Annotated in this window: 15 protein-coding genes; 13 read left to right on the top strand and 2 right to left on the bottom strand. The window is 67.1% G+C overall.

From position 1 onward, the window contains the following. The gene (locus tag FHX72_RS19870; RefSeq protein WP_183622926.1) at positions 1-294 is read left to right on the top strand and encodes a DUF3850 domain-containing protein; all 294 of its coding nucleotides are present in this window, start codon (positions 1-3) and stop codon (positions 292-294) included. Between the two features lie 218 nt (positions 295-512). Here the strand turns inward: FHX72_RS19870 and FHX72_RS02835 are convergent, their stop codons facing one another. Beyond that, complete coding sequence (locus tag FHX72_RS02835) at positions 513-1,832, bottom strand: ISL3 family transposase (protein WP_420892888.1); 1,320 nt, start codon at positions 1,830-1,832, stop codon at positions 513-515. Positions 1,833-1,968: 136 nt separating this feature from the next. On the opposite strand from FHX72_RS02835, the gene FHX72_RS02830 reads away from it, so the two are divergent. After that, complete coding sequence (locus tag FHX72_RS02830) at positions 1,969-2,115, top strand: hypothetical protein (RefSeq protein WP_183622924.1); 147 nt, start codon at positions 1,969-1,971, stop codon at positions 2,113-2,115. A gap of 45 nt (positions 2,116-2,160) precedes the next feature. On the opposite strand, the gene FHX72_RS02825 is transcribed toward FHX72_RS02830, so the two are convergent. Next, on the bottom strand, positions 2,161-3,285 hold the full coding sequence (locus FHX72_RS02825) for a proteasome assembly chaperone family protein (RefSeq protein WP_338110023.1): 1,125 nt from the start codon (positions 3,283-3,285) through the stop codon (positions 2,161-2,163). Positions 3,286-3,371: 86 nt separating this feature from the next. Here FHX72_RS02825 and FHX72_RS02820 point away from each other — a divergent pair, with 86 nt between their 5' ends. From FHX72_RS02820 to lnt, 11 genes are read left to right on the top strand one after another with little or no spacing between them, the layout of a single operon-like run. Continuing rightward, the gene (locus FHX72_RS02820; RefSeq protein WP_167349066.1) at positions 3,372-4,112 is read left to right on the top strand and encodes an HAD family hydrolase; all 741 of its coding nucleotides are present in this window, start codon (positions 3,372-3,374) and stop codon (positions 4,110-4,112) included. Next, positions 4,109-5,179: a tRNA (adenine-N1)-methyltransferase gene (locus tag FHX72_RS02815; RefSeq protein WP_183622920.1), complete on the top strand. Its 1,071-nt coding sequence runs from the start codon at positions 4,109-4,111 to the stop codon at positions 5,177-5,179. The genes FHX72_RS02820 and FHX72_RS02815 overlap by 4 nt, the downstream gene beginning before the upstream one ends. After that, positions 5,176-6,171 (top strand): FKBP-type peptidyl-prolyl cis-trans isomerase, encoded by a 996-nt coding sequence (locus tag FHX72_RS02810; RefSeq protein ID WP_183622918.1) that lies wholly within the window; start codon positions 5,176-5,178, stop codon positions 6,169-6,171. The genes FHX72_RS02815 and FHX72_RS02810 overlap by 4 nt, the downstream gene beginning before the upstream one ends. Before the next feature lie 49 nt (positions 6,172-6,220). Then, positions 6,221-7,138, top strand: coding sequence for an FKBP-type peptidyl-prolyl cis-trans isomerase (locus tag FHX72_RS02805; RefSeq protein ID WP_183622916.1), 918 nt, complete (start codon positions 6,221-6,223; stop codon positions 7,136-7,138). Between the two features lie 9 nt (positions 7,139-7,147). Beyond that, on the top strand, positions 7,148-8,185 hold the full coding sequence (locus tag FHX72_RS02800) for a WYL domain-containing protein (RefSeq protein WP_183622914.1): 1,038 nt from the start codon (positions 7,148-7,150) through the stop codon (positions 8,183-8,185). Next, the gene (locus tag FHX72_RS02795) at positions 8,182-9,153 is read left to right on the top strand and encodes a helix-turn-helix transcriptional regulator (protein ID WP_068479699.1); all 972 of its coding nucleotides are present in this window, start codon (positions 8,182-8,184) and stop codon (positions 9,151-9,153) included. Before FHX72_RS02800 ends, FHX72_RS02795 begins: the two co-directional genes overlap by 4 nt. A 30-nt stretch (positions 9,154-9,183) precedes the next feature. Beyond that, a complete protein-coding gene (locus FHX72_RS02790; RefSeq protein ID WP_156475696.1) occupies positions 9,184-9,576 on the top strand; it encodes an Asp23/Gls24 family envelope stress response protein in 393 nt (130 codons plus the stop codon). Positions 9,577-9,580: 4 nt separating this feature from the next. Continuing rightward, positions 9,581-9,910, top strand: a complete 330-nt coding sequence (tatA, locus tag FHX72_RS02785; RefSeq protein WP_183622912.1) for a Sec-independent protein translocase subunit TatA — start codon at positions 9,581-9,583, stop codon at positions 9,908-9,910. A gap of 1 nt (position 9,911) precedes the next feature. Then, the gene (tatC, locus tag FHX72_RS02780) at positions 9,912-10,778 is read left to right on the top strand and encodes a twin-arginine translocase subunit TatC (RefSeq protein ID WP_244157559.1); all 867 of its coding nucleotides are present in this window, start codon (positions 9,912-9,914) and stop codon (positions 10,776-10,778) included. Beyond that, complete coding sequence (locus FHX72_RS02775; protein ID WP_183622910.1) at positions 10,775-13,225, top strand: DEAD/DEAH box helicase; 2,451 nt, start codon at positions 10,775-10,777, stop codon at positions 13,223-13,225. The genes tatC and FHX72_RS02775 overlap by 4 nt, the downstream gene beginning before the upstream one ends. Continuing rightward, positions 13,222-14,766, top strand: coding sequence for an apolipoprotein N-acyltransferase (gene lnt, locus FHX72_RS02770; protein WP_183622908.1), 1,545 nt, complete (start codon positions 13,222-13,224; stop codon positions 14,764-14,766). Before FHX72_RS02775 ends, lnt begins: the two co-directional genes overlap by 4 nt. Positions 14,767-14,857: the final 91 nt, after the last annotated feature.

The following is a 14,857-nucleotide window of genomic DNA, read 5'->3' as shown; positions in this document are numbered from 1 at the left end:
ATGTCCACACCACGACCACCCGTAGAGCATCAGCTCAAGAGCTGGACGCGCTTCTTCGGCCCGATCGCAGCTGGCGATCGAGTGCATGAGCTGCGACGTAACGATCGTGACTTCAGAGTGGGCGACATCATGTGTTTGTTGGAGTGGGATCCCCAACTCTCTGAGGCAACCGGGCGGCAAGTCAGCGTCGAAATTACGTCGATCACGTCGGATGATGTGCCGTGTGCGGTGTCCGATGTAGGTCTGACGCCTGGGTTCTGCATACTCTCCGTCCGGCTGCTCCCCAATCGGTAGCAGCAACGCTAGTCACGGCTCACCGCGGCCGGGGTCGCCCCCGGTGCGATCCGGCTCGCGCTGCTCTCGCACCACTACCGCAGCGACTGGGAGTCGACCGACGAGGAGCTCGCACGCTCGAACGTCCGCCTGCAGGAGTGGCGCGGGCGCGCGGCTCGGTCGTCTGACGACACGGTGGCACCCGAGCGCAATGCGGCTCTTGGGACATTCGGTGGGGGTCAGGGGGTGAGGCCGCCGGCGGCGAGGAGCATGCGTAGTCGGTAGTTGTGGCGGTTGCGGTAGCCGCGGGCGAGTCGGCGGTGGAGTTCGATGATCCCGTTGATCGCTTCGGTGCCGCCGTTGTTCGCGCGTGCGGTGGTGAAGTAGTTGAGGAACGCGTCACGCCACCGTCGTAGTGTGCGCCCCAGGCGGGCGATCTCGGGGATCGGGCAGGTATGGAACGACTCGGCGACTTTCACGGCGATCCGCCGCCCCTCGGCCAGGTCCTTCGCGCGGTAGGCCGAGCGGAGTTCCTGCGCGCACTGCCACGCGATGAACACCTCGATGTGGGCGGGGTCGGCCCCGATCGCCGTGTCGAGGCGGGCTCGTTGCTTCTCGGTCAGGTTCTCCTCTCCCGCGCGGAGGATCGTCTGAATGCCGTAGAGCGGGTCTCCCTTTCTCCCGCGATGCCCGAGGGTGTCTTGCTGAACACGGCGGCGAACCTCGTCGACGGCGGCGGTGCCGAGCTTGACGACGTGGAACGCGTCAAGGACCGCGGTCGCATCTTCGAGCTGGTCATCGATCGCGCTCATGTATCCGGCGAACGGATCCAGCGCTGCCACCTGCACGTTCTTGCGGAACGCGTCCCCGCGCTCAGCGAGCCAGGTCGCGTAAGCCTTCCCGGAACGACCCGGCACGAGGTCGAGGAGCCTAGCCCGCGTCTTTCCGCGGTCATCTCGGGTGAGATCGACCATCCCGGTCAGCTCCTTCGGGCCACGCCTGCGGGGGTCGACGTGATGCCAGATGTGCTCATCCACCCCGAGTGTGGTGACGTTCTCGAACCGGGACTCATCGGCCGCGAGACGCTGAAGTTCGGGCTCGATGGCACGCCACACCGTCTTCCACGACGTCCCGAGTTGGCGGGCAAGACCTGCGATCGTCGCGTGCTCACGCCGCAACTGAACAATCGCCCACACCACCGCCCGCTTCGTGATCGACCCCCGCGGAGCGACGAGCGTCGAGACCTGCTCCACGAACGTCTTCCGATCGCAACTGCTATCGATGCACTGCCAGATGCGTTGCCGCCACACGATCCGCACCCGCCCAACACTGGGGACATCGTGCAGGACCCGACGCCGCCTGCCACGACCGATCGCGACGACCCCGCACGAGGGACAACCCGTCGGCACCGTCGGGCTCGAGACCGTGACCGTCAGAACCCCGTCGTCCCGCTCGACAGCCTCAACATGGACCCCGTCGAGGCCGAGCAACAGGTCACAGCGCGAGCAAGGGCAGGCAGTGGAGCGCGCAGAAGCGCACCCCGAAGTAGGGTGAAACACGTCGAGGTCCTCGGAATCGATCAGACAGTTAGCGCTACTGATCCTCGGGGACCTCGACCCCTACCCGCCAACCATCACCCGGCGCGCCTCACCCCCACCGAATGTCCCAAGAGCCCGCAATGCCGTCGTCCAGCGGATGCGCGACGCCATCGCCGACGACCTCGACACGCCTCGCGTCGTCGCTATCGTTGACGAGTGGGTCTCGACGCCCCCTGCCGCGGGCGACACCGACGTCGTCGCGCTCGTCGACGCCCTGCTCGGGCTGGACCTCACGACCGACTAGCGGCGGCTGGATGCGCGCGCGGCGGTCCGCCGTGCGCGTGGCCGCCTAGGCCGGACGCTCGTGGCCGTCGTCGGCGTCCTGGTCGTCAGCTCCGCCATCGCCCGGCTCGGGATCCTCGTCGGGCCTCGACTCGGTGTCCGATTCGACCCCCTCGTCGTCGGCTGTGGTCCGTCGGTCGACGCCCATCGGTCGCTGCGCGGTGCCGGACAGATCCGTGGGGAACGCTGCGGGGCCCGGCTGCGGCTTCTTGCCCGCCGCCTGCTCGAGGAAGCGCTCGAACTCCTGGGCGATCGCCTCGCCTGACGCTTCTGGTGCCTCGACCATGTCGCGCGTCCGCTCGAGGTAGCCGACGTACTGAGCGATCTCGTCGTCCTGAGCCGTCGCCTCGGTGACCTCGGCCTCCCACTCGGCCGACTCCGTCACGAGGTCGCCGTGAGGAATGGAGACGTCGACGATCTCGGTCAAGCGGTCGACGAGCGCGAGCGTCGCCTTGGGGGACGGGGAGTGGTGCGCGTAGTGCGGCACCGAAGCCCACAGCGAGAGCACCCGCATGTCCCGCGAGCGGGCTTCCTCCCCGATCGCCGAGAGCACGCCGGTCGGGCCCTCGTACTCGCTGCGATCGATATCGAGCTCGTCACGCACAGCGGCATCGTCGCTCGACATGAAGATCGTGATCGGTCTGGTGTGGGGCACATCCGCGAGCAGCGCGCCGACCAGCACGACGCGCGTGATTCCCTCCCGCTCGCAAAGATCGATGACCTGCTTCGTGAAGCTCCGCCAGCGCAGCGTCGGTTCCGGGCCGATCAGCACGAACACGTTCTCTCCGTTGTCGGAGCTGACAGACAGGCCGGCGTCAGCAGCAAGCTCCGTGCTCTCGGCTGGCGCATCCACCGTCTCGGCCTCACGGAGCGGCGTGCCGCTGAACGACACGCTGGGCCACTGGATCTTCCGGACGCCCTCGGTACCGGCCCTCATGACGGGCCGGTGGATCGAGTAGTCGAAGAACGACTCGTCGTCGATGTCCTCGATGAGCCGGTCGGCTCCGATGGCCTCCTGCAGCGCGCGGACGGCGCTCGACGCGGCGTCCCCTGCGTCGTTCCAGCCGAGCAGGGCGACCACAAGCAGTCGGCCTCGCGCAAATGGTGTGGTGGCCTCGCTGTGATCCGTCACCGTGCTCCTCGCCATGGATGAAGTGTTGTCCAAGGATACGCGCCGGGCGTCGGTGGCCGTCCTGCCGCCCCGTAGACTGTCGCCCCGTGGCTCCTTCGAAACTTCCCGCCGCCGTCCTGTGGGACATGGACGGCACCATCGTCGACACCGAGCAGTATTGGCAGACCGCCCAGCTCAACCTGCTCGCCGATCACGGCCTGCCCCCGCTCACCGAGGAGCAGGAGCTTGGAATGGTCGGGTCGAGCATGGCGGACGCGGCCGAGTTCTTCGCGGGCCTGGGTGTTGAGCTCAAACCCGGCGAGATCGTCGACCACATGAATGCCACGGTCATGGCGAGCATCCTCAAGGAACTCGACTGGCGACCTGGTGCGCTCGAGCTCCTCGAGGCGCTGCACGCGGCGGGCGTGCCGAACGCACTCGTCACCAACTCGACGCGCATCCTCGCCGACGCGGTCGTCTCAACTCTCGAAGACCCACTGTTCACGATCGTGATCGCCGGCGACGAGGTCGAGAACGGCAAGCCGCATCCTGAGCCGTATCTCCGCGCCGCAGAGCAGCTCGGCGTCGCACCCGATCGCTGCGTCGCCGTCGAAGACTCGCAGCGCGGCCTGGAAGCCGCTCGTGCGGCCGGATGCGCGACGATCGGCATTCCACACGGACAGACACTCGAGGCCCACCACGCGCACCTCGTCACGACGACCCTCGAGGGAATCACGCTCGAGAGACTCGGCGACCTCGTCGAGCAGGTCGCGGGCGAGGCGGAACGGCGCGAGAGCGCACAGACGGCCGACGACGCCGCCAACTCAGAAAGCGGAGCACAGCTATGACCGAGACCGACATCGGCGGACCCTTCCGCGCCGGAGACCGCGTGCAGCTGACAGGCCCCAAGGGCCGCGTGAGCACGCTCTACCTCGAGCCGGGCAAGCGATACTTCATGCACAAGGGCATGATCGACCACGACACCATCATCGGCGTGGATGAGGGCTCCGTGATCTCCGCGACCGACGGAGGGCAGTACCTCGCGTTGCGCCCACTGCTCGAAGACATCGTCATGTCGATGCCCCGCGGCGCCGCCATCATCTACCCCAAGGACGCCGCCGCGATCCTCGCGAAGGCAGACATTCGTCCGGGTGCTCGCGTCATTGAAGCTGGAGTCGGCTCTGGCGCGCTCTCGCTCTGGATTCTTCGCATGCTCGGCGGCACGGGCTCGCTCACCTCGTTCGAGCGACGCGAGGAGTTCGCCCAAGTCGCCGAGGGCAACGTCATCAGTGTCATGGGCGAGAAGCCCGACAACTGGAATCTGGTCCTCGGAGACCTCGCTGAAGCGCTTCCCGAGCAGCACGCCGATGGGTCGGCCGACCGTGCGGTCCTCGACATGCTTGCCCCTTGGGAATGCCTCGACGTCGTCGCTGACGCGCTCAAGCCAGGCGGGATCCTGCTCTGCTACGTCGCGACCGTCACGCAGCTCTCCCGCGTCGCCGAGGCGATCCGCGCAACGGGGCTCTTCACCGACCCGAACGCCGACGAGACCATGGTCAGAGGCTGGCACGTCGAAGGTCTCGCCGTTCGCCCAGACCACCGCATGATCGCGCACACGGGCTTCCTGCTGACTGCGCGCCGCCTGGCAGACGGCGCCGTTCTGCCGAACCTCAAGCGCCGCGCGTCCAAGTCCGACTTCAGCGATGAGGACGTGGAGATCTGGACGCCTGGGTCGCTCGGCGACCGCCAGGTGAGCGACAAGGTACTGCGCAAGCGCGCTCGCCTCGCGCAGCGAGGAGCCGCGATCACGGCCGAAAAGGGGCGAGACCAGACCGGCCCGGAGACAAGCCAGACGCCGGATGCATCGGATGCAGCCGTGGACGCCGGCTCAGAACCACAGGGAGAGAGCGAATGACACGCACACGCATGCGACTCGCGGGAGCCGCACTGACTGCGGCCGCGGTGGCGGTCGCCCTCACCGGCTGCGTGAGCTGGCCGGAGAGCGACCTCGATGCAGGGGCCTGCGAGCTGCCCGGCGTCGATGGCGCCGCGACTGCCAGTGTCTCCGCAGCGGGAGCTTTCGGGGAGATCAGCGGGGCGACGCTCGCGCATCCACTCGCCGTCACCTCGCTGGAGACCACGCGTGACGGAGTCGGTACCGGCGACCCGGTCACGCCGTCCGGCGTCGTTCGAGCCAACTTCGAACTGCTTGACGGTGCCGGAGGGGAAGTCCTCGTCCCGTACAGCCCCACCGTCGCCGACTCGTCTGGTGCCGCGGCGCCCACAAGCGTCGCGACGATCGCGAACACCTTCCCTGGACTCGCGCAGGCGATTGAATGCTCGCAGACCGGGGAACGCGTCATCGCCGTCATGCCCGCGAGCGTGTTGTTCGGTGAAGCAGCCACCTCGGTCGGGGTCGACCCGGCAATGACAATCGTCGCGATCGCGGACGTGCTTGACGTGTACCCCTCGAGCGCCGGCGGTCGGATCGCCGCGCCAGAGGACGGCGTCCCCGCCGTCGTCACCGCGCCGAACGGCACGCCAGGCGTCACGATGCCGGCGCAGGACCCGCCGACTGCACCCAAGCGGCACGTCCGAATCGAGGGCTACGGCTCCCCGGTCGCCGAGGGCCAGGTCGTCACGATGCAGCTGTCGGCGTTCGACTGGACGACGGGCGAGCAGGTCGCCTCGACCTGGACTCCGGGCAACAACGTCCTCCAGGTCACGACGGCACCGACAGATGGCCTCTTCGGTCTGAGCGAGGAGATCGTCGGAACGCCCGTGGGCTCGCAGCTCGTCGTGGTGCTCCCGCCCGAGCGGCTCGCATCCCAGCCTGGCCCGCTCAACGCGGCTGCGACGCAGGGCAGCACCCTCGTCTTCGTGATCGACATCCTCGCCGCCGAATAGGCGCCGACTCCACCACCAACGCTTCTCCCACTCAACGCAAGGCGGATTCATGCAACGACGTCTCCCCGCGATCGCCGCGGCCGTCCTCCTCTCTCTCGGACTCGCCTCGTGCGCCGGCAGTTCCACGCCAGTCGCGACCGGCGATGCGCTCAAGGGCGTCGAGGTCACCGGCGAGTACGGCGCGGCCCCGACGATCACGATCGCCGACGTCTCGGGTCTTGGCGAGGAGATCGAACGCCGCGTCGACATCGAGGGGGACGGCGAGGAGATCACGGTCGACTCGACGGTTGCAGCGAACCTCACGGTCTACGACGCTGGCACCAAAGCAGAGCAGAGCCCATACAGGCCGCTTGGACAGGTGCTCGACCTCAGCGCTGAAGGCATCCCCGAATACCTGACCGGCCTCTTCGAAGGGGTGGCCTCCGGGTCGCGCGTCGTGGCGCTCATCCCATCGGCTCTGCTCCTCGAGGGGACCGCGAACGCGGGAGCTACGGACACACCTCCCGCGCTTGTCGTCGCCGACGTCATCGAGGTGCCTGAAACGCGTGCCGTGGGAGCTGAGCAGGAATCGACGCAGTCCCTCGTCACGGTGACGGACGCAGCTGAGGGAGCCCCTCAGATCTCCATCGTTGAGGGCGCTGCCGCCCCCACCGAACTGGTGCTGGAGACCCGGAAGCTCGGAACCGGCGACGTCGTGGCAGAGGGGAGCTCCGTCGTCGTCCAGTACACGGGCGTCCTCTTCGCTACAGGCGAGAAGTTCGACAGCTCTTGGGACCGCGGCACGCCAGCCCAGTTCTCGACCACCGGAGTCGTGGACGGCTTCGCGCAGGCCCTCGTCGGCCAGACGGTCGGCTCGCAGGTCGTCGCGGTCATCCCGCCTGCGCTCGGTTACGGCGACCAAGCGAGTGACACGATTCCTGCAGGCTCGACGCTTGTCTTTGTCGTCGACATCCTCGGCACGATCTAAAGTCGAGGCGTGACGCACGAGCGAACATCCCGAGCGAAGGCTCCCGCCGCTGCGGAGCGCCAGTTCTCGCTGATTCTCGCGCTCTTGACCACCGAGCGTGGTCTGACGAAGAGCGACGTCTTCGAGACTGTCCACGGCTACGCGGACGACAGCAGGGACCCCAGCACCGTCGGCGCGGCCGCGGCCCGCGAGAAGCGTTTCGAGCGCGACAAGGCGGAACTGCGAGACCTGGGTGTCCCCGTCGAGGTCATCGACGATCCATCCGCCCCCGGCAACAACCAGCTCGTGCGCTATCGAGTGCCGCGCGGTGGCTTCGCCATGCCGGCCGGGCTCGAGTTCGACGCAGACGAGACGGCCCTGCTGGCGCTGGCGGCTCAGGTCTGGCGTGAGGGTTCTGTCTCGCAGGAGTCGAGGCGAGGGCTCATGAAGCTTAAAGCGCTCGGCGCCCAGACCCGCGACGACCTCATCGGTGTCGCACCACGCCTGCGCGCGCGCGACGCCGCGTTCGAGCCGCTTTCGACGGCAATCGAGGAGCGGCGGCTCGTCTCCTTCTCCTATTCGAAGCCTGGCGACAACGAGGCGAAGGTCCGCCGTGTCGAGCCGCTCGCGCTCGTGTTCGCCGACGGGAACTGGCTGCTCGTCTCCTACGACCTCGATCGATCATACGAGCGCATGTTCCTGCTCTCGCGGATCGTCTCGCCACCGCGACAGGTCGGAGACGTGGATGCCTCGCGCTACCAGGGCGTGAGTCCAGAGCGTCACGCAGCAAGAGCGCTCGATGAGCTTGCTGAACTCGCGAGCAGGCAGCGCGCCACCCTCGAGGTCCGAGAGGGCTCCGACGCGGAAGTCCGTCTCTGCAGCGGCACACCAACGAGCACCGGCACCTGGCGCCCAGTGGAGCTCGGGTACACCGACCTGAGCCTCCTCGCTGACCGCCTCGCAGCGTTCGGGCCTGAGATCAGAGTCACGACGCCACCGGAGCTCAAGCAGCTGGTCACCTCGCGGCTGACCAAAGTCGTGGCCGCGCACGTGGAGCGCACCGCATGAGCGCGTTCGTCTCCGCGGACCGCCTCGCGCTGCTCGTGTCGCTAGTGCCGTACCTCCGCCAGCAGGAGGAAGCTGTCCCAGTCGAGACCGCGGCATCGCACTTCGGAGTCAAACCCAAGCAGGTGCGAGACGCTGTACGACTCATCGCGGTCTCGGGGACCCCGGGCGAGGCTGGCGTCTACAGTCACCTCGACCTGTTCGACATCAACTGGGACGCGCTCGAGTTGCACGATCTCATCGAGGTCACCCACTTCGTCGCCCTCGAAGAGGCTCCGCGCATGTCCAACCGGGAGGCTGCCGCCGTCATCGCGGGCCTCGGGTTCCTCAGAAGTCTGCCTCGCCTCGTCGACGAGTCTCGGATCGACGAGCTTCTTGCAAAGCTTGGTGCGAGCGGAGCGACACCGCACTACGCCTTCGGGACAACGGGGGAGTACCCGGCGGCGCGAGACGCGGTCGCGACCGCCATCGCGACTGGCCGGCGGCTCCGCTTCCGGTACCGCCGCGAAGACGGCGAGGAGAGCGTGCGTCACGTCGACGCACTCACCCTTGAGACGCTCGGCGGCGACCTGTACTTACACGGATGGAGCCTGGAACGCGGCGCTGCGAGAGTCTTCAGGCTCGACCGCATGCGCGATGCTGTTGTCACGGATGTGTCTGCCGAGTCGCATCCGGAATCCGAGCGTTCACGACCCATTTTCACGCCGAGCGACGACCACCAGCTCGTCACCTTGGAGGTCGGGGCCGCCGCCTTACCGCTCGTTCGCGACTACCTGCCCGCGGGGGAGTCGGCGCCTCAGGCCAACGAGCACGGCCGCGCCATCGTAGAAATCCGCATCGCCTCCCTGCAGCACCTGGCCAGACTCGTGTCAGGAAACGCCGCGGAGATGCGAGTCATCTCACCAGAATCCGCGCGAGGTGCGGTCGCGGACTGGGCTGAAGCGGCACTCCGTGAGCACGGGAACCACTGAACCTGAAAGTAGGGCAAGAACGGTGGCCTGGTGATTCACCTGAGACCAGGTATCGTTGAGATCACTATGCCGTGGTGGAGTTGGGTTCTGATCTGGGTGGGCCTCGTGCTCATCCTCCTTGCAGTGCTCGGCACGCTCGGCTACTGGCTCTTCAAGAAGGCCGTCCTCCTGCAGGGCGAGCTGGCGAGTCTCGAGGTTCTCCTCGAGGCGTTCGAGAAGCGTGCGCAAACGCTCGTCTCGTTCACGCCACCACGGAGCAACGCGATCGTTCGCGGTCTCCGCGAGGTCCAGGTCGAGCGGGGTGCGCTGAGAGAAGCGCTCGACGAAACCAAAGAACAGCGTCGCGAGCAGCGCCTTCAGCGTGGCCGCGACCTGACGACGGCAGACCCGTCTCAATTTGAACACCTTGTGAAAGGCAACTGACACCATGCCGAATCTGACTGGCCCACACCTCATCATCATCCTGGTGATCGTCCTGTTGCTCTTCGGTGCTCCGAAGCTCCCAGGCCTCGCGAAGAGCATCGGACAGTCGATGCGCATCTTCCGCGGCGAGGTCAAGAACATGAAGAAGGACGACGAGGTCGACGTGCCTCCGGCTGCCGACGTCTACTCGCAGCCCGCCGCCTCGAACGCTCCAGCCGCACCGCAGACTCCCGTGACCCCGCCCGTCCAGAACTCCGCCCCGGCAGCGCCAGCACCAGAGGCACCCGCCGCGCCGAGCACGGACGCCAGGGGCACCGCTGGTCCATCCAACTGACGTGACCGTCGAGCCAGGCGAGGGCTCGTCTCCGGTTGAGGACCCGAAGACGAAGTCGAAAGCGAAGAAGTCGCGCAAGCGCGACCCTGACGGGCGCATGCGCCTCGCAGAGCACCTCATCGAGTTCCGCAACCGTCTGATCATCTCGGCCATCGGGATCGTCATCGGCATGGTGGGAGGTTTCCTGCTCACCGACTGGGTGTTCAACCTCATGGCGGCACCCATCCACGACATCGCCGAGACTCGAGGCCGTACGGCCGACCTGAACTTCCAGAGCGTCACGGGCGCCTTTGACCTGCGTCTCCAGATCTCGCTTGGACTCGGCGTCATTCTGTCCTCGCCGGTCTGGCTCTACCAGATCTGGATGTTCATCGTCCCAGGGCTCAAGAAGAACGAGCGATGGTACGCGATCGGGTTCGTGGGAACCGCAATTCCTCTGTTCCTGGCGGGTGTCTGGGTCGCTTGGATGCTCATGCCTCGCATCGTCGAGGTCATGGTCAGCTTCGCTCCAGAAGACAGCTCAAGCCTCATCAGTGCCGGCGACTACTACAAGCTCATCATGACGCTCTGCATCGCGGTGGGCATTGCGTTTGTCCTTCCTGTCGTACTGGTCATGCTGAACTTCGCGGGTATCATCACGGGTTCCGCGATCCTCAAGGGCTGGCGCACAGCCGTCCTGCTCGTGGCTCTGTTCGCCGCCATGGCGACGCCTTCGGCGGACGTGCTCTCCATGTTCTTCCTCATGGCCCCGATGCTCGGCCTGTACTTCCTGGCCGTCGGCATCGCCATGATCAACGACCGGCGGCGGGCTCGCAAGCACAAGAAGTTCGAGGCCGAGCTGGCGGCAGCCGAAGCGTCGGCTGCATGACCCAGAGTCCGTCCGAGCGCTTCGCCGCGAGTAGGGCCCGCGCCAAGCTGCAGCAGTTCGAGCTGTTCCGGCGCGAGCTGAGCTTCGATCTCGACGAGTTCCAGATCGCCTCGTGCGCAAGCGTCGAGGCGGGACGAAGCGTGCTCGTGGCAGCTCCGACCGGCGCGGGCAAGACGGTTGTCGCCGAGTTCGGCGTGTTCCTCGCGATGCGCCAGCCGAACGCGAAGATCTTCTACACGGCGCCCATCAAGGCGCTGAGCAACCAGAAGTTCAGTGAGTTCGTGCGCCGCTACGGCGAAAGCGAAGTCGGACTCCTCACAGGCGACGTCAACATCAATCCGCGGGCCCGCATCGTCGTCATGACGACCGAGGTACTGCGCAACATGCTCTACGCGGGCAGCGACCTCCTCGACGATCTCGCCTACGTGATCATGGACGAGGTGCACTACCTCGCAGACCGCTTCCGCGGGGCCGTCTGGGAAGAGGTCATCATCCACCTCCCCAGCGAGGTGCGCCTCATCTCTCTCTCGGCAACCGTCTCGAACGCCGAGGAGTTCGGAGACTGGCTGCAGACCGTGCGCGGCGACACCGACGTCATCGTCTCCGAGGAGCGCCCGACGCCGCTGTTCCAGCACGTGCTTGTTGGCCACCGCCTCTACGACCTCTTCGAGACGCGCGACGGCGACATCGCCGATCGAGTGAACCCCGATCTCGTTCGGGCTACGCAAGGTGGGGGAGGCAGGCGTGAAGACGGCCGCGACCGCGACCGCGTCGGGAGGCGCGGACGGGGGAGCAGCTGGAAGGAACAGCGCTTCCAGGCGCCCCGCGCCGACCGTGCGGGCCTGACGAAAATGCTCGACGACGCGGACATGCTGCCCGCGATCAACTTCATCTTCAGCCGCAAGGGCTGCGACCAGGCTGTCTCGCAGGTCCTGCGCGCCGGCGTCTCTCTGACAACCAGGGAGGAACGCGACGAGATCCGCTGGATCGTCGAGGATCGTTGCCGCAACCTGCTCGACGAGGACCTCGCCGTCCTCGGCTACTACGAGTGGACGGAGGGCCTCGAGCGAGGCATCGCCGCACACCACGCGGGCCTGCTGCCAGCCTTCAAGGAGGTTGTCGAGGAGCTCTTCCAGCGCAAGCTCGTGAAGCTCGTCTTCGCCACCGAGACGCTCGCGCTCGGCATCAACATGCCCGCCCGCACCGTCGTCCTCGAGAAGCTCGAGAAGTTCAACGGCGAGTCGCGCGTGCCCATCACTCCTGGCGAGTACACGCAGCTGACGGGCCGGGCCGGACGTCGCGGCATCGACGTCGAGGGCCACGCGGTTGTGCAGTGGGTCGGCGGGATGCACCCTCAGGCGATCGCCTCCCTCGCCTCCCGTCGTTCGTACCCCATGAACTCGAGCTTCAAGCCGACGTACAACATGGCGGTCAACCTCATCGACCGCTTCGGGCGCGCCCGCACGCGCTCCGTCCTCGAGTCGTCCTTCGCGCAGTTCCAGGCCGACCGTGCCGTCGTGGACCTCGCCAAGCGCGTCCGACAGCAGGAGGAAGCACTCGCCGGCTACGAGGACGGCATGAATTGCCACCTCGGCGACTTCTTCGAGTACTCGCGCATCCGACGCGAGCTGAACGACCTCGAACGCAAGCGCATCCCGCACGACGAGGCGCACCAGCATGCCGCGCGCGAGCGGCGCCAGGGCAAGCTGACCCAGCTGCAGACCGCCCTCAAGCGCCACCCGTGCCATGTCTGCCCTGACCGCGAGCAGCATGCCCGTTGGGGCGAGCGGTACTGGAAGCTGAAGCACGAGAACGACAAGATCACTCGGCAGATCGAGTCCCGCACCGGTGCCGTCGCGCAGGTTTTCGACCGGATCACCGAGCTGCTGCTCGAGCTCGGCTACCTGGCTCCCGCCGAGAGCGGCGACAAGGACCTCGCAGTAACAGCGCACGGACGCACCCTCGCTCGCATCTACGGCGAACGCGACCTGCTCATCGCCGAGTGCCTGCGACGTCAGGCCTGGAACGAGCTCAACCCCCAGCAGCTCGCGGCGATGGCGGCCGTGCTCGTCTACGAGCCGCGACGCGAGGAGGAGAGCCTCGAGGAGTACCAGCTGCCACGCGGCGCCTTCCGCGAAGCGATGAAGACCACCGAGAAGTACTGGGAGGGGCTCGACGAGCTCGCAGAGCGCTTCCGCGTGCCACGTGCCTCTCGACTCGCGACGAACCTGGCCCCCGCGATCTTCCACTGGGCGCATGGCGCCGAGCTGGAACGTGTGCTCGACGAGTCCAACCTCGCGGCCGGCGACTTCGTGCGCTGGTGCAAGCAGGTGCTCGACGTGCTCGACCAGATCGAGAAGGTGGCAGAGGGCAAGTTCGCGACGACCGCTCGTCAGGCGGCGAACAGTGTGCGCCGCGGGATCGTCGCCTATTCGGGGGTTGGGTGAAGTCGATCTGGCTCTCGCTGCTCGCTGCCGTCGCCGGGGGCCTGCTGCTGAGAGCCGCGTTCCCCGGACCCGCACTGTGGCCGCTCGCCTTCGTTGGCATCGGCCTTGTGCTCTGCTCGCTCATGCATCGTTCGGCCGGTGTGGCGTTCCTCGTGGGCCTCGCATCCGGCCTCTCGTACTACTTCCCCCTCATCGCCTGGGCATCCCTGTTCCTCGGACCCGTGCCGTGGAGCGCCCTGAGCATCCTCTCGTCGCTCTTCTGGGCCGGGGGAGCAGTGCTCATCGCTCTTGCCTACAGGCGCTCGACTGCACGGTGGGAGGACGGCGCCAAGCGGCTGCTCTTCGTCCCCGCCGCGGTGGCCGGTCTCTGGACGCTGCGCGAGGCGATCTATTCGGCGTGGCCATACGGCGGCTTCGCCTGGGGCCGCGTCGCGCAGTCACAGTCAGCGAGCCCGTTCGCTGAGCTCGTATCTTGGCTCGGGCTTTCCGGTATGGGCTTCCTCATGGTCTTCCTCGCGGCGTTTGTCCTCGAGCTCGGACGCTCGAGGGTCCGCCCGATCGTCTGGGCAACCGCAGCCGCCGCTGTTGTTGTCGTGGCGGCCGTCCCGATCTTCCCGACGAACACGATCGGATCTGCGCGAATCGCGGCTGTGCAGGGGGACACGCCAGAGGCCGCGTACTTCGTCGACGGCGAGCCAGGCGACGTCTTCCTCGGCCACGTGGAGGCGACGCGGACGATTCCGGACGACGCCGATGTCGACGTGATCCTGTGGCCGGAAGGCTCGATCGATCTCAACCCGCTCGCATCGCCCGGCGTTCGCCGCACCCTCGATCAGCTCAGCGCGACCTACGACGCGCCTGTCGTCGCCAACACGGTGACGATCGAGCCGGGGGAGACCGAGTCCGAGGACCGCTTCTTCAACTCCCAGTTCGTGTGGGATGCGGAGACCGGCTGGGGGGACCAGTACGACAAGAAGCACCCGATTCCGTTCGGCGAGTACGTCCCTGACCGAGACTTCTGGTACTCCCTCGCCCCTGACCTCATCGGCATGATCGGTCGCGGCTACTCGCCGGGGGAGCGCGACAGCATCCTGGAGATCGGGGACATCCGGGCGGGCACCTACATCTGCTACGACATCGTCGACGATGTGCTGATCAGGGACGCGGTTCTCGGGGGCGCGACCGTGCTCTTCGCCCCGAGCAACAACGCTGACTTCGGGAAGACCGACGAGCCGGCCCAGCAGCTTGCCTTCGCGCGCCTCCGATCCATGGAGACGGGGCGCTCCATCGTCCAGGCATCGACGGTTGGCATGAGCGCCGTCTACTCGCCAGAGGGCAGAGTGCTCGCGGAGCTGCCCTGGTACGAGCCTGGCGTCATGATCGTCGACGTTCCCCTCGCCGACGGGCTCACGCCGGCCGTGCTCTTCGGACGGGGCATCGAGGTCACGCTCGGGATGCTCGGGCTCGGTCTCCTCATCGGCGCCGGCAGCTCCAAGACCCAGCGGATGAGCGCGTCAGCGCTGCGCATCCCGAGTCGGTAAGCGGCACCTCCACATGGGCGGCGACCGCTGCCCCCGGGCCTGCACCACGAAAGGGACGAAGCCGTTGGCTTCGTCCCTTTCGACGTTCATG

It is taken from the genome of Pseudoclavibacter helvolus, from assembly GCF_014191305.1.
Classification (GTDB): Bacteria; Actinomycetota; Actinomycetes; order Actinomycetales; family Microbacteriaceae; genus Pseudoclavibacter; species Pseudoclavibacter helvolus.
The sequence above is the reverse complement of the archived record's forward strand: the minus strand, read 5'-3'. Positions and strand labels throughout refer to the sequence as shown.